Genomic DNA, 22804 nt, shown 5'->3' with positions numbered 1-22804 from the left:
GTATGTCTACGCAGCCTGCCCCCGTCCTCGGCACCCTCGCCCAGCGCCTGTCCGAGCTGTCCCTGCGCGATGCGCACCGGCTCGGCCGCAGGCTCGAAGGCGCGCGCCGCATCCGCAAGCCCGAAGCCCGGGCCGCCGTACTCGCCGAGATCGAGGCGGAGGCCGAGAAGGCCGAGGCCCGGACGGCGCAGCGCCGCGGCCGGTACGAGGCGCTCGAGATCACGTATCCCGAGCAGCTTCCCGTCAGCCAGAAGAAGGGCGAGATCGCCGACGCGATCCGCGACCACCAGGTCGTGATCGTCGCGGGCGAGACCGGCTCCGGAAAGACGACCCAGATCCCCAAGATCTGTCTCGAGCTCGGCCGCGGCGTGCGCGGCATGATCGGCCACACCCAGCCCCGCCGGCTCGCGGCCCGCACGGTCGCCGAGCGGATCGCGGACGAGATGGACACCCCGCTCGGCGAGGCCGTCGGCTGGAAGGTCCGCTTCACGGACCAGGTCAACCCGGACGCGACGTTCGTGAAGCTGATGACGGACGGCATCCTGCTGGCCGAGATCCAGACGGACCGCGAGCTGCGCGCGTACGACACGATCATCATCGACGAGGCCCACGAGCGGTCCCTGAACATCGACTTCCTGCTCGGTTATCTGGCGCAGCTGCTGCCCAAGCGCCCGGACCTGAAGGTCGTCATCACCTCCGCGACGATCGACCCCGAGCGCTTCTCGCGCCACTTCGGGGACGCCCCGATCGTCGAGGTCAGCGGCCGTACGTATCCCGTCGAGGTGCGCTACAGACCCCTGCTCGAAGAGGAATCCGACGAGGCCGACCGGGACCAGATCACCGCGATCACGGACGCCGTCGGGGAGCTCCAGGGCGAGGGCAAGGGCGACATCCTCGTCTTCCTTTCCGGGGAGCGCGAGATCCGCGACACGGCGGACGCGCTGGAGAAGAAGAAGTTCCGGTTCACCGAGGTCCTGCCGCTCTACGCGCGCCTGTCGCACGCGGAGCAGCACCGCGTCTTCCAGCGCCCCTCCGGCTCGGTCCGCCGCGTCGTCCTCGCGACGAACGTCGCGGAGACGTCCCTGACCGTCCCCGGCATCAAGTACGTGATCGACCCGGGCACCGCCCGCATCTCGCGGTACTCGCACCGCACGAAGGTGCAGCGCCTGCCCATCGAGGCGATCAGCCAGGCCAGCGCCAACCAGCGCAAGGGCCGCTGCGGCCGTACGTCGGACGGCATCTGCATCCGTCTCTACTCGGAGGACGACTTCCTCGCCCGCCCCGAGTTCACGGATGCAGAGATCCTGCGGACGAATCTCGCCTCCGTCATCCTCCAGATGACCGCGGCCGGGCTCGGCGACATCGAGAAGTTCCCCTTCATCGACCCGCCGGACCACCGCAACATCCGCGACGGCGTGCAGCTCCTCCAGGAGCTCGGCGCGCTGAACCCGGCGGAGAAGGACGTCCGTAAGCGCCTCACCGAGCAGGGCCGCAAGCTCGCCCAGCTGCCGGTGGACCCGCGCCTGGCCCGGATGGTCCTGGAGGCCGACAAGAACGGGTGTGTGCGCGAGGTCATGGTGATCGCGGCCGCGCTGTCCATCCAGGACCCGCGCGAGCGCCCCAGCGAGAAGCAGGCGCAGGCTGACCAGCAGCACGCCCGCTTCAAGGACGAGACGTCCGACTTCCTGGCGTTCCTCAACCTCTGGCGCTATGTGCGCGAGCAGCAGAAGACGCTCGGCTCGTCCGCGTTCCGCCGCATGTGCAAGTCGGAGTACCTGAACTTCCTGCGCATCCGCGAGTGGCAGGACATCTATACGCAGCTGCGCACGGTCGCCAAGCAGATGGGGATCCATCTGAACGAAGATGACGCCCCGGAGCACCAGGTCCACATCTCGCTGCTCGCCGGCCTGCTGTCCCACATCGGGATGAAGGACGTGAAGGAGTCCACGGACAAGGACCCCAAGCAGCGCGGCGGACGGAACGAGTACCTGGGCGCGCGGGGCGCCAAGTTCGCCGTCTTCCCCGGCTCCGCCCTCTTCAAGAAGCCCCCGCGCTTCATCATGTCCGCCGAGCTCGTCGAGACGTCGCGCCTGTGGGCCCGCGTCAACGCGAGGATCGAGCCGGAGTGGGTCGAGCCCCTCGCCGAGCACCTCCTGAAGCGCACGTACAGCGAGCCGCACTGGGAGAAGGACCAGGCGGCCGTGATGGCGTACGAGAAGGTCACGCTGTACGGCGTCCCGCTCGTCGCCCAGCGCAAGGTGAACTACGGGCGCATCGACCCCGAGGTGAGCCGCGAGCTGTTCATCAGGAACGCGCTCGTCGAGGGCGACTGGCGCACCCACCACAAGTTCTTCTCGGACAACCGCAAGCTGCTCACCGAGGTCGAGGAGCTGGAGCACCGCGCCCGCCGCCGCGACATCGTCGTCGACGACGAGACGCTCTTCGACTTCTACGACCAGCGGGTCCCGGAGCATGTCGTCTCGGGCGCCCACTTCGACAGCTGGTGGAAGCACAAGAAGCGGGACGAGCCCGAACTCCTGGACTTCGAGCGCTCGATGCTCATCCGCGAGTCCGCGGAGGCCATCACCAAGGACGACTACCCGGACTCGTGGCGCCAGGGCCCGCTGAAGTTCCGGGTGACGTACCAGTTCGAGCCGGGTGCGGACGCGGACGGCGTGACCGTCCACGTCCCGCTCCAGGTCCTCAACCAGGTCACCGACGAGGGCTTCGACTGGCAGATCCCCGGCCTGCGCGAGGAGGTCGTGATCGAGCTGATCCGCTCCCTGCCCAAGCCGGTCCGCCGGCACTACGTCCCGGCACCGAACTACGCGAAGGCGTTCCTGGAGCGGGCCGTGCCCCTGCAGGAACCGCTGCCCACCACGCTCGCCCGCGAGCTCCAGCGCATGGTCGGCGTCCCCGTCACCCCCGACGACTTCGACCTGTCCCGCGTACCCGACCACCTGAAGATCACGTTCAGGATCGTCGACGAGCGGCGCAGGACCCTCGCCGAGGACAAGGACCTGGAGGCGCTCAAGCTGCGCCTCAAGCCGAAGGCCCGCAAGGCGATCTCGCAGGCGGCAGCGGCCACGGCCGAGCGCTCGGGCGGCGAGTCCGTGGAGCGCTCGGGCCTCACGGACTGGACGATCGGCACGCTGAGCCGCGTCTTCGAGACCCGGCGCGCCGGCCAGCCCGTCAAGGCGTATCCGGCGCTGGTCGACGACGGGGACACGGTCTCGGTCCGGCTCTTCGACACGGAGGCCGAGCAGCAGCAGGCGATGTGGAAGGGCACGCGCCGGCTGATCCTGCGCAACATCCCGGTCAACCCCGGCAAGTTCGCCTCGGACAAGCTGACCAACCCCCAGAAGCTCGCCCTGTCCGCGAACCCGCACGGCTCGGTCCAGGCGCTCTTCGACGACTGCGCCATGGCCTCCTGCGACAGGCTCATCGCGGACTTCGGCGGCCCCGCCTGGGACGAGGAGTCGTACCGCAAGCTCTACGACAAGGTGCGCGCCGAGATCGTCGACACGACCGTACGGACGGTGGGCCAGGTACAGCAGGTGCTCGCCGCCTGGCAGGCCTGCGAGCGCCGCCTGAAGTCGACGAAGAGCCCGACGCTGCTCGCCAACCTCACGGACGTACGGGCGCAGTTGACCGCCCTGATCCGCCCCGGCTTCGTCACGGACACGGGCCTGCGGCGCCTGCCTGACCTGGTGCGCTACCTGGTCGCCGCCGACCGGCGCCTGACCCAGATGCCGACGAACGTCCAGCGGGACACGTCGCGCATGGAGAAGGTCCACGAGATGCAGGACGAGTACGCGTGGCTGCTCGAACAGATGCCGCAGGGGCGGCCCGTGCCGCAGGAAGTCCTGGACATCCGCTGGATGCTGGAGGAGCTGCGGGTCAGCTACTTCGCCCACGCGCTCGGCACCGCGTACCCGGTCTCGGACAAGCGGATCGTGAAGGCGATCGACGCGGCAGCGCCGTAACGGACCCGGCACGTTAAGTGAGTTCGACCGCCGGGCCTGCGCTGCTGTACAGTCTCATCTCGCAGCACAGAGCAACACCAAGTGCCGCGAGCAAGGTCCTGTGGAGCAGTTTGGAGTGCTCGCCACCCTGTCAAGGTGGAGGCCGCGGGTTCAAATCCCGTCAGGACCGCACGTAAGACTGAGGCCCGTACCCCGCAGGGGGTGCGGGCCTCAGTCGTGTGCGCGCAACCCGCAGGCCGCGCCCGCGGCGCAGCCGCGATCAGACACAGCAAATCCCGTCAGGACTGCACGTAGAACTGAGGCCCGTACCCCCGCAGGGGGTGCGGGCCTCAGTCGCGTGCGCGCACATGCGTATGGCCCCGCCCCGCCCCGCGCCTCCCCGCTCCCGCTCCCGCTCCCCGCCGTCTTGACGGCATCCCGCTCCCCCGGTACTCAGGCAGCAAGGGATTCCCGACCCGGAGGTGGCGCATGGCGGCATCCGCCCGGCACGAGACGCGCGCCCTGCTGCGCGCCCACCTCTCCGCCGCCTCCGGCTACCGCCATCTGACCCGGCACTGTCCCGTCTGCCACCAACTCCTGCGCCTCGCCCTGGAGCCCGGCAGAGAGCCCGCAGGAGGCCCCGAGAAGGACTACGGGGCCCCGGAGGACGAAAGTCCCCCCACCGCCTGACCAAAGGCGCCGGACGGCGGCCCCAACTGGTGGGAGCCTGGGGGGAGCACGGCGGACACCGCGACGCGAATCCCCTCTAACCCAAGGGCCGCGCCAGCAACAAGTGTCCGAGCGTGTGACGGGTGTCACGGGACCAGTTTTGGAAACAGCGTTTCTTACACCCGCCCTACAACACCTCAATTTAATATGTGCAATTGCACTACCCCCAGGGCCCTCCCGGGCACTCCCGAAGATCCACCCCGGGACCCCTCCGGACGGACTCCTCGACGACCCGCCGAGCACCCGCCCGCACCCCCCGGCAGGACGCCGCCGGCACTCGATCAGGGACCCACAGGGCCGCCCACAAAGCCACGCACCGGACGGGGCGGACCGCCCCACCCACACGGATCCGCGCATAAAAAAATCGCGCTGGACCCGGCGGAGTCCAGCGCGATCGACGACGCACCCTTGAAGCATGAGCAGGCGTGGGCCTGTTGGGGCAGGACCCGCGTCGTATGGAGCTATAGGTTGGGCGCGAAAAGGGCTGGGGGGCCCGGAACGCCCGGTTTATTCAGTTGTTCAGGCCTCGCTGCGCTGCTGCGGAATGCCCGCGAGCAGTGCGCGGACCTCTGCCTCGCGGTAGCGGCGGTGCCCGCCGAGCGTGCGAATCGACGTGAGCTTGCCAGCCTTTGCCCAGCGCGTCACCGTCTTCGGGTCGACGCGGAACATCGTGGCGACCTCAGCCGGGGTCAGCAGCGGCTCGGCATCAGGGGTGCGAGCGGTCATGAGCGGCCTCCTCGGGAGAACCGAACCTTCTCGGTTCATTCCTCTAAATTCTGCACCTTGACCCACGTTGCCCGAAATGGCGGACGCGGGTCGAGTCGGTTATAGGACGAACGGCTTGTCCTCGGCACTACAACTACACCATCCGTCCAGCCGCGTCGGCCAAACCGATGGAATTGCCCTCCCAGGTGTTCATCAGCGACGGAAGCCGATGGACCATGCCATAGCGGACAGTCACGCCACTGTGACGATCAGTCACAGTGGCGCCAGGAGTCACGAGACCCCCCATAGCGTGCAATGCTGAGATTCCGGCTGAACGCGGACGAAAGCAGCCGGATGGAGCCCTCCCCGGACTCCTTGTCCTATTTTGGCACGAGGAGGGGTGATGGGCGCAAGGGCGCAGTAAGTGCGGTCCGTCACGCTTGAGGCAAAAGCCCGGATCGGGACCTACGTCCCCGCACACCCGTACGGTCAGTTCGCGAACTGCCGGTCCCGCACGGCACGCCAACGTTCCATTAGCCGCGCGTACGCCGCCTCGGCCCCGTCACCGTCACCGCGCCGCAGCGCCTCGATCCCCTCCGCCACGTCCGCAGCGGAATGATCACTGTCCAGATCCTCCGCGGACAAAGCGTGCACCAGGCCGCCGTAGTCGAGTTCGACGAATGAACGCGGATGGAACTCTTCGAGCCAGCGCCCCACATCCACCAGGCCGTCGATCAGCGGCCCCTCGTCCATCGCGTCCCGCAGCGTGCGCAGGCCCCGCGCGACCCGGCGCCGCGCCTGCACCATCGGCGTCCGGTAGCGCAGCACCGGCGCCTCGCCGTCCGCGCGGTCCTCGGCCCCCTGGCCGTACTCGCGCTCCTCGTCCGAGACGAGCACGAACCAGTTCAGCGGGATCTGCCAGGTGGACGTGCGGATCCAGGGGCGGGCGTCGGGGTTGCGGGCGAGCCAGCGCTCGTAGTCCGCGGCGGACTGCCGGCGCACCACCGGCGGGAGCACCGCGTCCAGCACCGGTGTCGGCAGGCGGCCCGGCAGCTCGTCCAGCGCCTGCCAGCCGCGCAGCCGCGTGCGCCACGGACACACGCACACCACGCCGTCCGTCTCCATGACGAACGCGTCGTCGCTCTCGTGCACCGGCACGGGCACCGGCGGCGTCGGCAGCAAGTCGGCCAGCGAGCGGCGCAGTTCGTCCTGGTAGGAGGGGAGTTCGCGGCGCTGCGCGTAGCGCTCCCAGTGGCTCCGCTCGGGCTCGGGGAACGCCGCGAGGGGTTCGTACACGCGTAGGTACGACGCGTAGGGCACGGTCACCGAAGACACCTTGGGCACGGCTGCTCCCTCCCCCGGACTGCGCCTGGAAAACACTGCAAATCGTCCCATGGCCGAAGGTGAACGCACCTGGCCGGACACGCGCGTACTCCAGGAGAGGGTGATCCTCGGCACTGCGCATCTGGCGGCTCGGCGCAGGCTCTAGTCTCTTGCCCAACGGGACCCGCCACCCGTACGGGCACCGTCTCCAACCGCCGCTACTTACCCGGGAGTCACCACAGTGACCGACGTAACCGGCGCCCCTGCCGATGTTCTGCACACCCTGTTCCACTCGGAACAGGGCGGCCATGAGCAAGTCGTGCTCTGCCAGGACCGCGCCAGTGGCCTCAAGGCCGTCATCGCCATCCACAACACCGCCCTGGGCCCCGCCCTCGGCGGCACCCGCTTCTACCCGTACGCGAACGAGGCGGAGGCCGTCGCCGACGCCCTGAACCTCTCGCGCGGGATGTCGTACAAGAACGCCATGGCCGGCCTCGACCACGGCGGCGGCAAGGCCGTGATCATCGGTGACCCCGAGACGATCAAGAGCGAGGAACTGCTGCTCGCCTACGGCCGCTTCGTCGCCTCGCTCGGCGGGCGCTACGTGACGGCGTGCGACGTCGGCACCTACGTCGCCGACATGGACGTCGTCGCGCGCGAGTGCCGCTGGACGACCGGACGCTCCCCGGAGAACGGCGGCGCCGGCGACTCGTCCGTGCTCACCGCCTTCGGTGTCTTCCAGGGCATGCGGGCCTCCGCCCAGCACCTGTGGGGCGACCCGACGCTGCGCGGCCGCAAGGTCGGCATCGCGGGCGTCGGCAAGGTCGGCCACCACCTCGTGGAGCACCTCCTCACGGACGGCGCCGAGGTCGTGATCACGGATGTGCGCGAGGAGTCCGTACGGCGGATTCAGGACAAGCACCCGTCCGTGCAGGCAGTGGCGGACACCGAGGCGCTCATCAGCACCGAGGGCCTCGACATCTACGCCCCGTGCGCTCTGGGCGGCGCGCTCAACGACGCCTCCGTCCCGGTCCTCACGGCGAAGATCGTCTGCGGCGCGGCCAACAACCAGCTCGCCCACCCGGGCGTGGAGAAGGACCTCGCCGACCGCGGGATCCTCTACGCGCCCGACTACGTCGTGAACGCCGGCGGAGTGATCCAGGTCGCCGACGAGCTGCACGGCTTCGACTTCGACCGGTGCAAGGCCAAGGCGTCGAAGATCTTCGACACGACGCTGGCCATATTCGCGCGTGCGAAGACGGACGGGATTCCGCCGGCCGCGGCGGCCGACCGGATCGCCGAGCAGCGCATGGCGGAGGCCCGCCGCCGCTGACGTTCGGGGTGCCCGGGAGCGGCCCGTGGACGGATGCGGGAGACAAGACTCACGCCCATCGGCGGGTCGCTCGCCAAGAAGAGGTTAAAATCGCAGCTGACCAGCGAGGACAGGGCACCTTGCTGGTCCTGCGCCCAGGCGCGTCCTGCGGGCGACGTACCGTATGGCCGCGGGAGCAGGTACCGTGGAAGCCCTAAGGACGGGTCTCTCTGCGGAGAGCCCGTTCGAGATCATGAACGCGTGTCAAGACTCTGGGGCCGTCGAGCCCCGTCACCGAGGGGGTCGAGCCATGGGGCGCGGCCGGGCAAAGGCCAAGCAGACGAAGGTCGCCCGCCAGCTGAAGTACAGCAGCGGCGGGACTGACCTCTCGCGTCTGGCCAATGAGCTGGGCGCTTCGACCTCGAATCAGCCGCCGAATGGCGAGCCGTTCGAGGACGACGACGAGGAAGACGACCCGTACGCCCAGTACGCGGATCTGTATAACGACGACGAGGATGACGAGGACTCGGACGAGTCCGGTCCCTCGTCGCAGCGCCGCGGCGCTTGACCTCGCAGTCCTGCAGTCTGCAGTCCAGCAGTAGTTCTTCGCAGTTCTCGTTTTCGTAGCAACTGCACTTCACCCGGTCCGGGGTGGTCACACCGCCGGACCGGGTTTTGTGCTGCCCTGCGGGCCTTACTTGCTGTAGTCACCCGTGAGCGCCGCGCCCGTGGTGTGCTCGCCGCGCTCGGTGATCTCACCCGCGACCCACGAGTCCACGCCGCGGTCGGCGAGCGTCGCGAGCGCGGAGTCCACCGCGTCCTGGGGGACGATCGCCATCATGCCGACGCCCATGTTCAGCGTCTTCTCGAGCTCCAGGCGCTCCACGGCGCCGGCCTTGCCGACGAGGTCGAAGATCGCGCCGGGCGCCCACGTGGAGCGGTCCACGGTGGCGTGCAGGCCGTCCGGGATGACCCGGGCCAGGTTGGCCGCGAGACCGCCGCCCGTGATGTGGCTGTACGCGTGGACGTCCGTGGTGCGGGTCAGCGCCAGGCAGTCCAGCGAGTAGATCTTGGTGGGCTCCAGAAGCTCCTCGCCGAGCGTGCGGCCGAGCTCCTCGATGTGCTGGTCGAGCTTCAGGTTCGCGCGGTCGAAGAGGACGTGGCGGACCAGCGAGTACCCGTTCGAGTGAAGGCCGGAGGACGCCATGGCGATCACCGTGTCACCCGTACGGATACGATCCGGGCCGAGCAGCCGGTCGGCCTCCACGACGCCGGTGCCGGCGCCCGCGACGTCGAAGTCGTCCGGGCCGAGCAGGCCCGGGTGCTCCGCGGTCTCGCCGCCGACGAGGGAGCAGCCGGCGAGGACACAGCCCTCGGCGATGCCCTTCACGATGGCGGCGACACGCTCGGGGTGCACCTTGCCGACGCAGATGTAGTCGGTCATGAACAGCGGCTCGGCGCCGCACACCACGATGTCGTCCATGACCATCGCGACGAGGTCGTGACCGATGGTGTCGTACACGCCGAGGCGGCGGGCGATGTCGACCTTCGTGCCGACTCCGTCCGTGGCGGAGGCGAGCAGCGGACGCTCGTAACGCTTGAAGGCGGAGGCGTCGAAGAGGCCGGCGAATCCGCCGAGACCGCCGAGGCCGGCGATCTCGGGGCGCTGCGTCTTCTTCACCCACTCCTTCATCAGTTCGACGGCGCGGTCGCCCGCTTCGATGTCGACGCCCGCAGACGCATAGCTGGCACCAGGTGTCTCAGACATGGCTTGAGAACTTTCGTGTCGTTACGACGGGGGTCTTACGGGCGACGGAGGGCGTCGGCGGCGGCGGTGTTCGCCGGTCCTGCCGCGAGCTCGGTCTCCAGGAGCTGCTTGCCGAGCAGCTCGGGGTCGGGGAGGTCCATCGGGTACACACCGTCGAAGCAGGCGCGGCAGAGGTTCGGCTTGGCGATGGTCGTCGCCTCGATCATGCCTTCGAGGGAGATGTAGGAGAGGGAATCGGCGCCCAGGGACTTGCCGATCTCGTCGACCGACATGCCGTTGGCGATCAGCTCGGCGCGCGTCGCGAAGTCGATGCCGAAGAAGCACGGCCACTTCACGGGGGGAGAGGAGATCCGGATGTGGATCTCGGCCGCGCCCGCTTCGCGGAGCATGCGGACCAGGGCGCGCTGGGTGTTGCCGCGCACGATCGAGTCGTCGACGACGACAAGACGCTTGCCCTTGATGACTTCCTTGAGCGGGTTGAGCTTCAGCCGGATACCGAGCTGCCGGATGGTCTGCGAGGGCTGGATGAAGGTCCGGCCGACGTACGCGTTCTTGACCAGTCCCGCGCCGAACGGAATGCCGGAGGCCTCCGCGTAACCGATCGCGGCGGGGGTGCCCGATTCCGGCGTCGCTATGACCAGGTCGGCCTCGACCGGTGCTTCCTTGGCGAGTTTGCGGCCCATCTCCACGCGGGAGAGGTACACGTTCCGCCCGGCGATGTCGGTGTCGGGGCGGGCCAGGTAGACGTACTCGAAGACACAGCCCTTGGGCTTCGCTTCTGCGAATCGGGAGGTGCGCAGGCCGTTCTCGTCGATGGCGACGAACTCGCCCGGCTCGATCTCGCGCACGTAGCTGGCGCCACAGATGTCGAGGGCGGCGGACTCGGAGGCGACGACCCAGCCGCGCTCGAGCCGGCCGAGGACCAGCGGGCGGATGCCCTGCGGGTCGCGGGCCGCGTAGAGGGTGTGCTCGTCCATGAAGACGAGGGAGAAGGCGCCCTGAACATCCGGAAGGATCTTGGCGGCGGCGTCTTCAATGGTCAGCGGCTTGCCGTCGTCGTCGACCTGGCCCGCGAGGAGCGCGGTGACGAGGTCGGTGTCGTTGGTCGCCGCGAGCTGGGTGTTGCGGCCGTTCTCCTTGGGGAGGGCCGCGACCATCTCGGCGAGCTGCGCCGTGTTGACCAGGTTGCCGTTGTGGCCGAGCGCGATCGAGCCGTGCGCGGTGGCACGGAACGTCGGCTGGGCGTTCTCCCACACGGAGGCGCCAGTGGTCGAGTAGCGGGCGTGACCGACCGCGATATGACCTTGGAGCGAACTGAGAGAGGTCTCGTCGAAGACCTGGGACACGAGGCCCATGTCCTTGAAGACGAGAATCTGGGAGCCGTTGCTCACCGCGATTCCCGCGGATTCCTGACCTCGATGCTGGAGGGCATAGAGCCCGAAGTAAGTGAGCTTGGCGACCTCTTCCCCGGGAGCCCAGACACCGAAGACGCCGCATGCGTCCTGGGGGCCTTTCTCGCCGGGGAGCAGATCATGATTGAGTCGACCGTCACCACGTGGCACGCCTCCGAGTGTAGGCGAGATCGACCACTGGTCCGAATTGGCGAACGTGATCCCGCGCCTGGTCGAGCCGGTGGCGCCCGCCCGTGAAGCCTCTGTCCGGGGGTGCGCCGGCCTCCGCTCACCCCCCTCCGCCCATCCCGGTCCTTCGGCGCGATCATGATGCTGACCTGGTTCTTCGTGTGCTACGGGCATTGCTGGGCGGGCTCGGGGACGGCGCCGGCGGCGGGTGCGGGGCGGTGGGCGCCGGAGGGGGCGGCGCCGGGCGCGACGGAGGGGGCGAGTGTGACGGAATTCGCTGCGGAGGTGCGGGGGCGGGGGGGCCGGGGATGAGGGAGTCAGGGGCCGAGGGCCGGGGGCCGGGGGTGCCGTCCAGTCAGCCGCGGCCGGCTCCCGCCGCGGCGCCGGTTCCGTCGGGGGCCGTCAGCGTGAGGGTGCGGCCCTGGACCTCGTACGACAGCTTCTGGGCGAAGAGCTTCAGGAGGGCGCGTTCGGTGTCCATGCGCGGGCCCTGGCAGAGCATGCGGGTGGTGACGGGCCTGCCGAGCGTGAGGTGGCCGTCGCGGAACTCGGCCTTGGCACGGAAGCGGTTGCAGCCGAGGTTTCCGGTGGCGGTGCCGTCCTTGCCGAACGTCAGCTTGGCCCGTCCCGCCGCGTCGTCCGGCAGCGAGGTCGCCACGTCGCCGGAGAGCAGGCTCGTGACGGTCCACTCGGTGCCGGTCAGCGGAGCCGGACGTTCCTTGACCAGAGCGATCGTGTCGCCGTCGTCGGTGGTGAGGGTGAGGTGGTCACCGTCGGTCCTGGCCTTGTTGCTGCCGCCGATGGCGCGGCTGAAGGTCTTCTCGAAGTCCCGCTGCTTCTTGTCCATGCACATCGACATCGTCACGGTGCTCCTGCCGATACGGATCGTGTCGCCGTCGATCTCGGCCTCCGCGTCGAACCTGTTGCAGCCGTTGTTGCCGCGCGCCCGGTCCGCCGAGGGGAACTCCACGTAGGTGCTCCCGGGGGCCTGTGTCGTGGCGCCGTCGACGGTGACGCTCTCGACGTTCCAGCGGACCCCGGTGACGGGCGTACCCCCGACGGACACGGTCTGTGATCCGCACGCTGCGACGGCCGCGAGGGGCAGGAGCGCGGCCAGGACGGTGAGGTTCCGGGATTGCTTGTGCATGGCGGTTGGACGGGCGGGGCGGTCGGATCGGTTCCCCGATCCGACATCGGGGTCAGCTCATGAGGGGCAGCAGCTTGCTGAGATCGGCCCGTTCGCCGCTCGCGCTGACCTTCGCGTCGTCCAGGGCTGCGCGCCACCCGACGCGTCCGGTGGCGAGGCGGATCCAGGTGAGCGGGTCCGTCTCGACGACGTTCGGCGGGGTGCCGCGGGTGTGGCGGGGGCCCTCGACGCACTGGACGACGGCGAACGGCGGGATCCGCACCTCGGTCGACGCGCCGGGCGCCTTCACGGCGAGGGCGTCGGCGAGCAACCGGGTGCAGGCGGCGAGCGCCTGGCGGTCGTACGGGACGTCGAGGCCGGGCAGCGCATCGTTCAGGTCGTCGGTGTGGACGACGAGTTCGACGGTACGGGTGACGAGGAAGTCGGCGAGGGTCATGGCGCCGGTTGGGGTCTCCCCTGCTCGAGCGCAGTCGAGAGCTTGGGGAAGGGTGGGCACGAGGCGGGTGTCGGGGGCCTTGGCCAGTGCCTCCTCGATACGGGCCGCGGTGCGGGCGAAGAGCTCCGCGGGCCCGGCGCTCGCGGCGAGTTCACGGGTGCCGTCGGCGATGGCGGCGGACTCGGTCGCCGTCCCGAACGGCCAGTCCAGGAGCGGGACTTCTTGCTTCTGCGGCTCCGGCATCTCCAGGCCCCTGGCCACGGCGCCGACCGCCATCGTGAAGTGCGCGGCCAGCTCCCGTACGGTCCAGTCGCCGAGCCGTGTCGGCGCGCTCAGCTGCTCTTCCGTGAGGCCCGCCACCGCTTCCCGTACGAGGGCGAACTGGGCGAGCACCGCCGTCCGGATCCTGGCGGAGTCATAGGAGCGGGCACGCTTCTTGGCCGGTGACATGGGCTGAGCCTATGCCGCGCGGAAGGTCGAGGAGGCGGGGAATCTGACCTTCGAGCAGCCGCGGCGCTCGGTTACGTCGGTGACGTAGGAGCGGAAGACCTTCGCCATCCGGGAAGTCACCACGCGGTCGTACCCCAGGGCGAGGGTCATCGTGTGAATCTGTGGCCTGCCGTCGCAGACGGAGGAGGCCCACCAGATGGGGTCCTCGGCACTGCGGCCGGCCTTCCCGGGCTCGGCGGGCTCCGGACGCTCGTCGAAGGAGGTGCTGGTGAGCAGGACCTTCGTGGCGTCCGGACCGGAGTAGGTGTGCAGGGAGACGAACCACTTGCCGCGGTGGTCCGGTTCGTTGAGGTATTCATGTTCGTCCGCGGTCGCGGGGTAGAGAGCGTTCGCCCGGCCTTCGCTGAGGATCAGCCCGCACTTCTCGTCCCAGAGTCTCGCGTCCGTACGGCTCTCGACGACCTGGTCCGGATAGCGCGACCCGTGCGAGGCGTAGCCCGACTTGCCGTACCAGGCGCAGGTGCCCTCGGCGCGGGCCGCCGGTATCGGTCCCTCAGGCAGGGCCGGGACGTCGTCCGGGGCGTCGGGGAGACGGTCGGCGCAGCCCAGCCTCTCGGCGAGGTTGTTGGCGGTGAGCACGGCGGTGTCCGCGAGGACGGTGCGGTCCGACGCGTTCAGCTGGCCGCTCTCCATGAACGGCCGCTCCGGGTCCAGCAGTTGGGCACGAGCCCACAGGGCCTTGATCCGCCGTGCGCCCACCTTGCCCGCAGGGCACTGCAGCCGCACGACGACGCCGGAGTCGGTGACCACGCCCGCGATACCGCCGCCCAGCGGCTGGGACGGATGGGCGCGCCCGTCGAAATAGTTGACGAGTTCGTCTAGCGGGTCATCGGCGATCACTTCCCGCGAGGCCGGCAGGACGCCCACGGAGCCGACGAAGAACAGGCGCCCGCCGTCGCTGCCGTGCTTCTCCCCTGCCTCCGTGCTGAACAGCTCGCACTCCTGGCCCGAGGCCAGGTCGTCGAGGTCGAGGGGGTCGTAGGAAACCCGGTGCGTGACGGTGCCGCCCGCCGGGGACAGGGCAAGCACGCGGCCCGCCGGTACGAGACCCGCGCACGCCGCGTCGATCTGATGCCGGGCGCTCAGGACCTGCCAGATCTCCTTGCCGCCCCAGCCGATGCCGAAGACAGCGGCCAGGCACAGCAACACATTGACGGTCTTCCGCACACCCTCCGGTACCCGCACCGCTCCCCCGTCCCCCGTGGCTCCCAGCACCACCGAAGCTATCAACCGCCGCTGACAACGCGAAGTCCCCGCCTGCCGCAGCAGACGGGGACTTCGCAACCGGACCGTACGGCCCGCAGGGCTTACGCCAGCAGCGCCGGAATAGTCGCCTCGTGGGCCTCGCGGAGTTCCGTGAGGGAGAGGGCGAACTTGCCCTGGACGTCCACCGCGTCGCCGTCGACCACGCCGATGCGGGTGGCCGGGAGGCCGCGCGCGCCGCACATGTCGGTGAAGCGCAGCTCCTCGCTCCGCGGGACGGCGACGACCGCGCGGCCCGCCGACTCGGAGAACAGGAACGTGAACGCGTCCAGGCCGTCGGGCACGATGAGGCGCGCGCCCTTGTCGCCGAGCATCGCCGACTCGACCACGGCCTGGATCAGACCGCCGTCGGACAGGTCGTGCGCGGCGTCGATCATGCCGTCGCGGGACGCCGAGATCAGGATGTCGGCGAGGAGCCGCTCCCGCTCCAGGTCGACCTTCGGGGGCAGACCGCCGAGGTGGTCGTGGACAACCTGCGACCAGGCCGAGCCGCCGAACTCCTCGTGGGTGTCGCCGAGCAGGTAGAGGAGCTGGCCCTCTTCCCTGAAGGCGACCGGCGTGCGGCGGGCGACATCGTCGATGACGCCGAGCACGGCCACGACCGGGGTCGGGTGGATCGCCGCCTCACCCGTCTGGTTGTACAGCGAGACGTTGCCGCCGGTCACCGGGGTGCCGAGGATCTGGCAGGCGTCGGCGAGACCGCGGATGGCCTCGACGAACTGCCACATGACGTCCGGGTCCTCAGGCGAACCGAAGTTCAGGCAGTCGGAGATCGCGAGCGGCTTGGCGCCGGTCGTCGCGACGTTCCGGTACGCCTCGGCGAGGGCGAGCTGCGCGCCGTGGTACGGGTCGAGCTTCGCGTACCGGCCGTTGCCGTCGGTCGCGATGGCGACGCCGAGCCCCGACTCCTCGTCGATGCGGATCATGCCCGAGTCCTCGGGCTGCGCGAGGACGGTGTTGCCCTGCACGAAGTGGTCGTACTGCGAGGTGATCCACTTCTTCGACGCCTGGTTCGGCGACGCGACCAGCTTCAGGACCTGGTCCTTCAGCTCCTCCTTGGAGGTGGGCCGCGGCAGCTTGTTCGCGTCGTCGGCCTGGAGCGCGTCCTGCCACGCGGGGCGGGCGTACGGGCGCTCGTAGGTCGGGCCCTCGTGGGCGACGGTGCGCGGGTCGACGTCGACGATCTTCTCGCCGTGCCAGAAGATCTCCAGGCGGTCGCCGTCGGTGACCTCACCGATGACGGTCGCGATGACGTCCCACTTCTCGCAGATCTCGAGGAAGCGGGCGACCTTCTCCGGCTCGACGACCGCGCACATGCGCTCCTGCGACTCGCTCATGAGGATTTCCTCGGGCGAGAGCGTGGAGTCGCGCAGCGGTACGTCGTCCAGCTCGACGCGCATGCCGCCCGAGCCGTTGGACGCCAGCTCGCTGGTGGCGCAGGAGATTCCGGCGGCACCGAGGTCCTGGATACCGACGACGAGCTTCTCGGCGAACGCCTCCAGGGTGCACTCGATGAGGAGCTTCTCCTGGAAGGGGTCACCGACCTGGACGGCGGGACGCTTCGAGGGCTTCGCGTCGTCGAAGGTCTCGGAGGCCAGGATCGAGGCGCCGCCGATGCCGTCGCCGCCCGTCCGGGCGCCGTACATGATGACCTTGTTGCCCGGGCCCGACGCCTTCGCGAGGTGGATGTCCTCGTGCCGCATGACACCGATGGCGCCCGCGTTGACCAGCGGGTTGCCCTGGTAGCAGGCGTCGAAGACGACCTCGCCGCCGATGTTCGGCAGGCCCAGGCAGTTGCCGTAGCCGCCGATGCCGGCGACGACACCCGGCAGCACACGCTTGGTGTCGGGGTGGTCGGCGGCACCAAAGCGCAGCGGGTCGACCACGGCCACAGGCCGGGCGCCCATCGCGATGATGTCGCGCACGATGCCGCCGACGCCGGTGGCCGCGCCCTGGTAGGGCTCGACGTACGACGGGTGGTTGTGCGACTCGACCTTGAAGGTGACGGCGTAGCCCTGGCCGACGTCGACGACACCGGCGTTCTCACCGATGCCGACGAGCAGCGCGTCGGACTGCGGCGCCTTCTCGCCGAACTGGCGCAGGTGGATCTTGGACGACTTGTACGAGCAGTGCTCGGACCACATCACGGAGTACATGGCGAGCTCGGCGCCGGTCGGGCGGCGGCCGAGGATCTCCACGACGCGCTCGTACTCGTCCTTCTTCAGGCCGAGTTCGGCCCAGGGGAGCTCGATGTCGGGCGTCTGTGCGGCGTTCTCAACGGTGTCGAGGCTCATGAGGCGGCGACCAGCTTCTTGAGGATCGAGGTGAAGAAGGGGAGGCCGTCGGTGCGACCGGAGCCGACGAGCGGCTCGACGGCGTGCTCCGGGTGCGGCATCAGACCGACGACGTTGCCCGCCTCGTTCGTGATGCCGGCGATGTCGCGGAGCGAACCGTTCGGGTTGAAGCCCACGTAACGGAAGGCGACGCGGCCCTCCGCCTCCAGCATGTCCAGCGTGTGCTCGTCGGCGACGTAGCGGCCGTCCATGTTCTTCAGCGGGATGTGGATCTCCTGGCCGGCCGCGTAGTCGGCGGTCCAGGCGGTGTCCGTGTTCTCCACGCGCAGCTTCTGGTCACGGCAGATGAAGTGCAGGTGGTCGTTGCCGAGCATCGCGCCGGGGAGCAGGTGCGCCTCGGTGAGGACCTGGAAGCCATTGCAGATACCGAGAACGGGAAGACCCGCCTTGGCCTGGTCGACGACGCTCTCCATCACCGGCGAGAACCGGGAGATGGCACCCGCCCGCAGATAGTCGCCGTAGGAGAATCCACCGGGCAGGACGACCGCGTCGACCTGCTTCAGATCCTTGTCCTTGTGCCAGAGGGCTACGGGTTCCGCGCCGGCGAGTCGGATCGCGCGCTGCGTGTCCCGGTCGTCGAGGGATCCAGGAAAGGTGACGACTCCAATACGAGCGGTCACTTTTCTGCCCCCACCGCAGGTTCTTCCACCTTCACGGTGAAGTTCTCGATCACGGTGTTGGCGAGGAACGTGTCGGCCAACTCATGGATACGGGCGAGGACGGCATCGTCGACGGGCCCGTCAACCTCGAGTTCGAATCGCTTTCCCTGACGTACGTCGGAGATGCCCTCGAAACCGAGGCGCGGCAGTGCACGCTGCACCGCCTGGCCCTGGGGGTCGAGGATCTCCGGCTTGAGCATGACGTCGACTACGACGCGTGCCACTGGCACTCCCGGTGTGTGGTGCTGAGCAGGTCCCTTCAGACTACCCGGACAAAATTTCTACTCGCGTAGACCGTAGGAAGCTACAAGAGCCGGATCACGTTACTGCAACAGCACGGTGACCCCGTGGAAAATCGGGGGAAAGATTTCGGAGATCCATTGCCTCCGGACACGCGGGGGGATTTAGTCGGTCTTCACAATGCAATGCCAGGCAAGGTAAAAAGGAAATGGCGAAAGCGGGCAGTTCGCCTCTGCTTTGCCCCATAACAGCCGGACAGTCGACATCGGCGCACGTCAAGGTGCAGATGTCGCACGAAGGGACCGATATTCGTGGCGCAGCGTGTCGTGGTCACTCTCTCCGACGACATCGACGGCGGAGATGCCGCAGAAACGGTCGTGTTCGGTCTCGACGGCAAGTCGTACGAGATCGACCTGAATCCAGCCAATGCCAAGAAACTGCGCACGGCCCTGGCCCCCTTCCTCCAGGCCGGCCGCAAGCAGACCGGCTCGGGCAAGGGCGCCTCGGGGAAGACCGTCAGGAGCTTCAAGCACACCGCGGTGTCCGCCGATCCGGCGGCCGTCCGCGCCTGGGCACGCTCGCACAAGATGGACGTCCCGCCGCGCGGCCGCATCCCCAAGCGGGTCTACGAGGCGTTCGAGGCGGCCAACTGACCCCCTCCGGCAGCCCACAGAGCAGCCGACTTGCGCTCCACCCCTGTTGATCAGCTAAAGTCTGGAGCACGCCGAGGGGCGAGGCCGAAAGGCCGGACCTCACGGAGTCTTGCGGGTGTAGTTCAGTAGTAGAACATCCCCCTTCCAGGGGGAAGGCGCAGTGTGCAATTCCTGTCACCCGCTCTGCATGGCGTACCGACCACTCTTCGGAGTGCGGTAGGCTGGTGCTCGCGCCGATCGATGAGAGTCGATCGGAGGCAGTGCGAACGTAGCTCAGTTGGTAGAGCGCAACCTTGCCAAGGTTGAGGTCGCGAGTTCGAACCTCGTCGTTCGCTCCAGTTGAAGGCCCCGGTCCATCGGACCGGGGCCTTCTGCATGTCCGCACCGCCGTGATCTCCGTCGGGACGCTCGGCGTGATGCTGCGGGTGCCCGCGGACGAGGAGGCCGGCACCCGCACGGCGCTCGTCCTGTTCGTCGGCATCCTCATGGTCGGCGCGGGCTGTGCCACGCCCGGGCTGCGCACCCGCAGGCGGGTGATCGGCGCGGCGCTCGGCGCGTCCCTCGGTGCCGGGGCGGCGTCCGTGCCGTCCGGGCTGCCCGCGCCCGCCGCCCTCATCACGGCGGCAACCGTGCTGTTCACCACCGCGATCTTCGCCCTGACCGCGGGATTCTCCGTCTGGCTGCTGAACGCCGTCCACGAACTCGACGAGGCCCGCGAGACCAGGGCGCGGCTCGCCGTCGCCGAGGAACGGCTGCGGTTCGGGCGCGATCTCCATGACGGTGGGGGTACCTCCCTGTTCGAGCGCAGCCGAGAACTTGGGGGAGGGCCGGAATCTCGCCGTGATCGCGCTCAAGAGCGAGCTCGCGGTGCAGCTCACGCGGCGCGGGCGCACCGGCCCGATGTGGCCGTGCTCGATCTGGAGATGCCGGGCGCCGACGGTGTGAAGGTCGCCACAGCGCTGCGCGGTGAACTGCCCGCGTGCCGGGTCGTGATCGTGACCAGCCATGGGCGTCCCGGGCATCTGAAGCGGGCCCTGTCCGCCGGTGTGCGCGGGTTCGTGCCGAAGACCGTGAGCGCCCAGCAGCTCGCCGAGATCATCAGGACCGTGCGCGCGGGAAACCGTTATGTGGACCCGGAGTTGGCGGCCGACGCGATCGCCGCGGGCGACTCCCCGCTGACCGCGCGCGAGGCCGAGGTGCTCGAATTCGCCGCCGACGGGGCGCCCGTCGCGGAGATCGCCGAGCGCGCCGCGCTCTCGCAGGGGACCGTACGGAACTATCTGTCGTCCGCCGTCTCGAAGCTCGGGGCCGAGAACCGGCACTCGGCAGTGCGGCTCGCACGGGAGCGAGGTTGGGTATAGTTGCTCTCGCGCCACGGCGCAGTGCGAACGTAGCTCAGTTGGTAGAGCGCAACCTTGCCAAGGTTGAGGTCGCGAGTTCGAACCTCGTCGTTCGCTCCACAGAAAGCCCCCGGCACCTCAGGTGCCGGGGGCTTTTGCGTGTCTGTCGCGCCGTCGCTACCAGCTGACGCCGGTCAGGCGCTCGTACGCCTCGATGTACTTGGCGCGCGTCGCGTCCACGACCTGCTGCGGCAGCGCGGGCGGCGGCTGCTCGCTCTTGCGGTCCCAGCCCGACTCGGGGCCCGTCAGCCAGTTCCGCACGTACTGCTTGTCGAACGACGGCTGCGCGTGACCCGGCTCCCACTCGGCCGCGGGCCAGAAGCGGGACGAGTCCGGGGTGAGGACCTCGTCGCCTAGGATCAGCGTCTCGCCGTCGAAGCCGAACTCGAACTTGGTGTCCGCGAGGATCACGCCGCGCTCACGTGCGATGTCCCGGGCCCGGCCGTACACGGCGAGCGTCATCTGGCGCAGCTCGGCGGCGGTCTCCGCACCGACCTGGCGGGCCACCTCCTCGTACGACACGTTCTCGTCGTGCTCGCCGACCTCGGCCTTCGTCGCGGGCGTGAAGATCGGGGCGGGCAGCTCCGAGCCGTCGGTCAGGCCTTCGGGCAGGGCGAGGCCGCAGACCGTGCGCGAGTCGTTGTACTCGACGAGACCGGAGCCCGTGAGATAGCCGCGGGCCACGCACTCGACGGGGACCATGCGCAGCGACTTGCAGACGAGGGTGCGTCCCTGCCAGTCGGCGGGGGCGCCGGGCGGCAGTTCGGTCGACAGGACGTGGTTGGGGACCAGGTCGGAGAGCTGGTCGAACCACCACAGCGACAGCTGCGTGAGCACGCGGCCCTTGTCGGGGATGGGGGTGGGCAGCACCCAGTCATAGGCGGACATGCGGTCGGAGGCGACCATCACGAGGTCGCCCGCCTCGTTCCGGTACAGGTCCCGCACCTTGCCGGTGTGGAGGTGTACCAGGCCCGGCACCTGCTGGGGTTCGGGCTTTTCGACGAATCCGGACACGGTTCCTCCCCGTGGATATGTACGAGTGCACCTGATTCTCGCTCATACGGGGATGAGTTTTGGCCACGGGTCCGGCGGGTGCGGCAGCGGTGGGGGCGAGGCGGGTCAGTCGCGTTTGCAGATCCGGTCGAGGAGGTTGGCCGTCGCGCGCTGGATCCGCGGGTCGACGTGGCCGGGGCGGTCGAGCGCCGGGGACCAGGCGAACGTGCCGGACGCGAAGACCAGCGATCCGGACGGCGCCCGGTACAGGGACGTCTCCTGGTGGCGCGGCGCCCGCTCGCTGTCGCGGTAGGGCGAGTGGGCGAGCAGGATGCGGTCCTCGTGCTCGGGCAGCGCGGTGCGCGGGAAGTAGCGGTCGGCCTCGCCGGCGACCAGGCCGTCGATCTCGTCGCCCTCGTGCGCCCCGGTGGCCTCCCACAGCCAGTGGTCCGCGTTCCGCACGACGAGGGGGTGCGGCTCGGGGACGCGGCCCGCGTACTGGATGCCCATGAGCTGCTGCTCGGGACGGTCGATCTCGCGCCACAGGGCGGACTTCCCGGGTGCCCTGCGCTTGTGGCAGGTGAGCAGCCGGTCCGGCACACCGGACGGGGACGGGCCCAACTCCACCTGCCAGTACATGGTGTTGGCGGAGAGGAACACGAGCGAGGTGCCGTGCTCGCGGGCCACTTCGGTGGTGCGGCGCATCGGCGTCGACCAGTACTCGTCGTGGCCGGGGAAGACGAGGCCCCGGTAGCGGGTCGGGTCGATGCGGCCCGCGTGCAGGTCGCGGGCGTCGGCGTACGCGAGGTCGTAGCCGTACCGCTCGGCCCAGCGGATGAAGTCGTAGGCGTGGCCGACGTGCAGGGGGAGGCCCGCGCCGGCGTACGGGCGGTCGAAGGAGACCGTCGTCGCGGCGTCGCCCTCGCCGAGCAGCCGCCCCTCCTCGTCCCACGCGTGGTAGAGGCTCGCCCCCGTGTGCCCGTCCTCGGGGTAGAGGTTGTACGCCTGCCAGGTCACGTCCGGCAGGAGCAGGAGGAGGTCGGCGGGGCGGCTGTCGCGGACCGTGAAGGGGACGTGCGAGCGGTAGCCGTCGACGGTGGTGAGGACGGCCACGTACGCCCCCACGTTCCAGAACGACGGGATCTGCAGGCGCCAGGACAGCCACCAGTGGTGGCAGGAGACCGTGCGGTCCGCGGTGAGCGGGGGCGGCTGGACGATGCCGGAGAGCCTCGGGCTGGTGATGATCTTGCTGGCGCCGTCGCCGCCGTAGTGGCCGATGCGGTAGATGTCGACGCTGAACTGCTGGGGCGGGTCCACCGTGATGTGGAAGTCGATCGCCTCGCCGGGCGCGGCCGCTCCGGTCGACGTGAAGCCCTTGATCTGGCGGTGCACGTCGTCGGCCATGCGGGGGCCGCCGGTGCGGGGGCTGGGGATACTGGTCGCGATGTTGCTCGCGCCGGGCTGAGGGGCGTGGTCGACGTACCAGGGGACCACCTGGCCCGTGTCGTCGAAGTAGTGCTCGCTGCCGCGCAGCCACGGCAGGGGGCCCTGGCCGAAGGGGTCGCTCACGGCGTGGGCGAGAGCGCCGGACTCCCAGCGGCGGATGGTGCGGGGTGACCGCGCGTGCTCCGGCCGTCCGGCCTTCTGCCCCTCCCGTTCCGGCCCCATGCCCGCTTCCCTCCCTCGCTCCCCCGAGCCCTCGTACGCTCCGTCTGTCAGCGACCGGCTCCAGCACATCACATTACGCACGCACTCCGTCACTGTTCG

General features: G+C 69.4%; 18 protein-coding genes and 4 tRNA genes. 10 read left to right on the top strand and 12 right to left on the bottom strand.

Annotated elements, in window-relative coordinates:
* The first annotated feature begins 2 nt into the window (after positions 1-2).
* The 3 genes from hrpA (at position 3) to OHA58_RS18655 (ending at position 4655) form a co-directional block, all read left to right on the top strand.
* Complete coding sequence (gene hrpA / locus OHA58_RS18665) at positions 3-3986, top strand: ATP-dependent RNA helicase HrpA (protein WP_405480042.1); 3984 nt, start codon at positions 3-5, stop codon at positions 3984-3986.
* A 94-nt stretch (positions 3987-4080) separates the two neighbouring features.
* Positions 4081-4155: transfer RNA gene (locus tag OHA58_RS18660), tRNA-Asp, on the top strand.
* A 299-nt stretch (positions 4156-4454) separates the two neighbouring features.
* Positions 4455-4655: a DUF6274 family protein gene (locus OHA58_RS18655; protein ID WP_116512211.1), complete on the top strand. Its 201-nt coding sequence runs from the start codon at positions 4455-4457 to the stop codon at positions 4653-4655.
* Between the two features lie 558 nt (positions 4656-5213).
* Here OHA58_RS18655 and bldC read toward each other — a convergent pair.
* Positions 5214-5420 carry a developmental transcriptional regulator BldC gene (bldC, locus tag OHA58_RS18650; protein ID WP_003949541.1) on the bottom strand — a complete coding sequence of 69 codons (207 nt, stop codon included), beginning with the start codon at positions 5418-5420 and terminating at the stop codon, positions 5214-5216.
* A 468-nt stretch (positions 5421-5888) separates the two neighbouring features.
* Positions 5889-6743 carry a hypothetical protein gene (locus tag OHA58_RS18645; protein WP_405480041.1) on the bottom strand — a complete coding sequence of 285 codons (855 nt, stop codon included), beginning with the start codon at positions 6741-6743 and terminating at the stop codon, positions 5889-5891.
* Positions 6744-6963: 220 nt separating this feature from the next.
* On the opposite strand from OHA58_RS18645, the gene OHA58_RS18640 reads away from it, so the two are divergent.
* Complete coding sequence (locus OHA58_RS18640) at positions 6964-8055, top strand: Leu/Phe/Val dehydrogenase (RefSeq protein WP_405480039.1); 1092 nt, start codon at positions 6964-6966, stop codon at positions 8053-8055.
* A gap of 289 nt (positions 8056-8344) precedes the next feature.
* Positions 8345-8602: a DUF3073 domain-containing protein gene (locus tag OHA58_RS18635; protein WP_116512208.1), complete on the top strand. Its 258-nt coding sequence runs from the start codon at positions 8345-8347 to the stop codon at positions 8600-8602.
* Positions 8603-8728: 126 nt separating this feature from the next.
* Here OHA58_RS18635 and purM read toward each other — a convergent pair whose 3' ends face one another.
* From purM to purS, 8 genes are all read right to left on the bottom strand, one after another.
* The gene (gene purM / locus OHA58_RS18630) at positions 8729-9802 is read right to left on the bottom strand and encodes a phosphoribosylformylglycinamidine cyclo-ligase (RefSeq protein ID WP_405480037.1); all 1074 of its coding nucleotides are present in this window, start codon (positions 9800-9802) and stop codon (positions 8729-8731) included.
* Between the two features lie 35 nt (positions 9803-9837).
* A complete protein-coding gene (gene purF, locus OHA58_RS18625; protein ID WP_405480036.1) occupies positions 9838-11364 on the bottom strand; it encodes an amidophosphoribosyltransferase in 1527 nt (508 codons plus the stop codon).
* A 373-nt stretch (positions 11365-11737) separates the two neighbouring features.
* Positions 11738-12529 (bottom strand): META domain-containing protein, encoded by a 792-nt coding sequence (locus OHA58_RS18620; RefSeq protein WP_405480035.1) that lies wholly within the window; start codon positions 12527-12529, stop codon positions 11738-11740.
* A 52-nt stretch (positions 12530-12581) separates the two neighbouring features.
* Positions 12582-13415: a sterol carrier family protein gene (locus tag OHA58_RS18615; protein ID WP_405480034.1), complete on the bottom strand. Its 834-nt coding sequence runs from the start codon at positions 13413-13415 to the stop codon at positions 12582-12584.
* Between the two features lie 9 nt (positions 13416-13424).
* Positions 13425-14660 carry a hypothetical protein gene (locus tag OHA58_RS18610; protein ID WP_405480032.1) on the bottom strand — a complete coding sequence of 412 codons (1236 nt, stop codon included), beginning with the start codon at positions 14658-14660 and terminating at the stop codon, positions 13425-13427.
* 122 nt (positions 14661-14782) lie between these two features.
* On the bottom strand, positions 14783-17032 hold the full coding sequence (gene purL / locus OHA58_RS18605) for a phosphoribosylformylglycinamidine synthase subunit PurL (protein WP_405480031.1): 2250 nt from the start codon (positions 17030-17032) through the stop codon (positions 14783-14785).
* Positions 17029-17712: a phosphoribosylformylglycinamidine synthase subunit PurQ gene (purQ, locus tag OHA58_RS18600; protein ID WP_405480029.1), complete on the bottom strand. Its 684-nt coding sequence runs from the start codon at positions 17710-17712 to the stop codon at positions 17029-17031. Before purQ ends, purL begins: the two co-directional genes overlap by 4 nt.
* Positions 17709-17975, bottom strand: a complete 267-nt coding sequence (purS, locus tag OHA58_RS18595; protein WP_100598945.1) for a phosphoribosylformylglycinamidine synthase subunit PurS — start codon at positions 17973-17975, stop codon at positions 17709-17711. The genes purQ and purS overlap by 4 nt, the downstream gene beginning before the upstream one ends.
* Before the next feature lie 327 nt (positions 17976-18302).
* Between purS and OHA58_RS18590 the strand changes: the two genes are divergently transcribed.
* The 5 genes from OHA58_RS18590 (at position 18303) to OHA58_RS18570 (ending at position 20104) form a co-directional block, all read left to right on the top strand.
* Complete coding sequence (locus tag OHA58_RS18590; protein WP_116512201.1) at positions 18303-18644, top strand: Lsr2 family protein; 342 nt, start codon at positions 18303-18305, stop codon at positions 18642-18644.
* A gap of 111 nt (positions 18645-18755) precedes the next feature.
* A tRNA-Gly gene (locus OHA58_RS18585) sits at positions 18756-18827 on the top strand.
* Between the two features lie 79 nt (positions 18828-18906).
* Positions 18907-18982, top strand: a tRNA-Gly gene (locus OHA58_RS18580).
* Positions 18983-19396: 414 nt separating this feature from the next.
* Positions 19397-20005 carry a response regulator gene (locus OHA58_RS18575; protein ID WP_405485035.1) on the top strand — a complete coding sequence of 203 codons (609 nt, stop codon included), beginning with the start codon at positions 19397-19399 and terminating at the stop codon, positions 20003-20005.
* Positions 20006-20028: 23 nt separating this feature from the next.
* Positions 20029-20104, top strand: a tRNA-Gly gene (locus tag OHA58_RS18570).
* 57 nt (positions 20105-20161) lie between these two features.
* Here OHA58_RS18570 and OHA58_RS18565 read toward each other — a convergent pair.
* Together OHA58_RS18565 and OHA58_RS18560 are read right to left on the bottom strand one after the other, a co-directional pair.
* Positions 20162-21058 carry a phosphoribosylaminoimidazolesuccinocarboxamide synthase gene (locus OHA58_RS18565; protein ID WP_405480027.1) on the bottom strand — a complete coding sequence of 299 codons (897 nt, stop codon included), beginning with the start codon at positions 21056-21058 and terminating at the stop codon, positions 20162-20164.
* Between the two features lie 105 nt (positions 21059-21163).
* Positions 21164-22705: a N,N-dimethylformamidase beta subunit family domain-containing protein gene (locus OHA58_RS18560; RefSeq protein WP_405480026.1), complete on the bottom strand. Its 1542-nt coding sequence runs from the start codon at positions 22703-22705 to the stop codon at positions 21164-21166.
* Positions 22706-22804 lie beyond the last annotated feature (99 nt).

This window comes from Streptomyces sp. NBC_00009 (genome assembly GCF_045040855.1).
GTDB lineage: Bacteria > Actinomycetota > Actinomycetes > Streptomycetales > Streptomycetaceae > Streptomyces > Streptomyces aureus.
This window is presented reverse-complemented; position numbering and strand designations above follow the sequence as displayed.

Coding starts and splice junctions, on each gene's coding strand:
- OHA58_RS18620 (WP_405480035.1), bottom strand. CDS start 12,529: ATGCACAAGCAATCCCGGAACCTCACCGTCCTGGCCGCGCTCCTGCCC.
- OHA58_RS18615 (WP_405480034.1), bottom strand. CDS start 13,415: ATGTCACCGGCCAAGAAGCGTGCCCGCTCCTATGACTCCGCCAGGATC.
- purL (WP_405480031.1), bottom strand. CDS start 17,032: ATGAGCCTCGACACCGTTGAGAACGCCGCACAGACGCCCGACATCGAG.
- OHA58_RS18655 (WP_116512211.1), top strand. CDS start 4,455: ATGGCGGCATCCGCCCGGCACGAGACGCGCGCCCTGCTGCGCGCCCAC.
- bldC (WP_003949541.1), bottom strand. CDS start 5,420: ATGACCGCTCGCACCCCTGATGCCGAGCCGCTGCTGACCCCGGCTGAG.
- OHA58_RS18560 (WP_405480026.1), bottom strand. CDS start 22,705: ATGGGGCCGGAACGGGAGGGGCAGAAGGCCGGACGGCCGGAGCACGCG.
- hrpA (WP_405480042.1), top strand. CDS start 3: ATGTCTACGCAGCCTGCCCCCGTCCTCGGCACCCTCGCCCAGCGCCTG.
- purM (WP_405480037.1), bottom strand. CDS start 9,802: ATGTCTGAGACACCTGGTGCCAGCTATGCGTCTGCGGGCGTCGACATC.
- OHA58_RS18635 (WP_116512208.1), top strand. CDS start 8,345: ATGGGGCGCGGCCGGGCAAAGGCCAAGCAGACGAAGGTCGCCCGCCAG.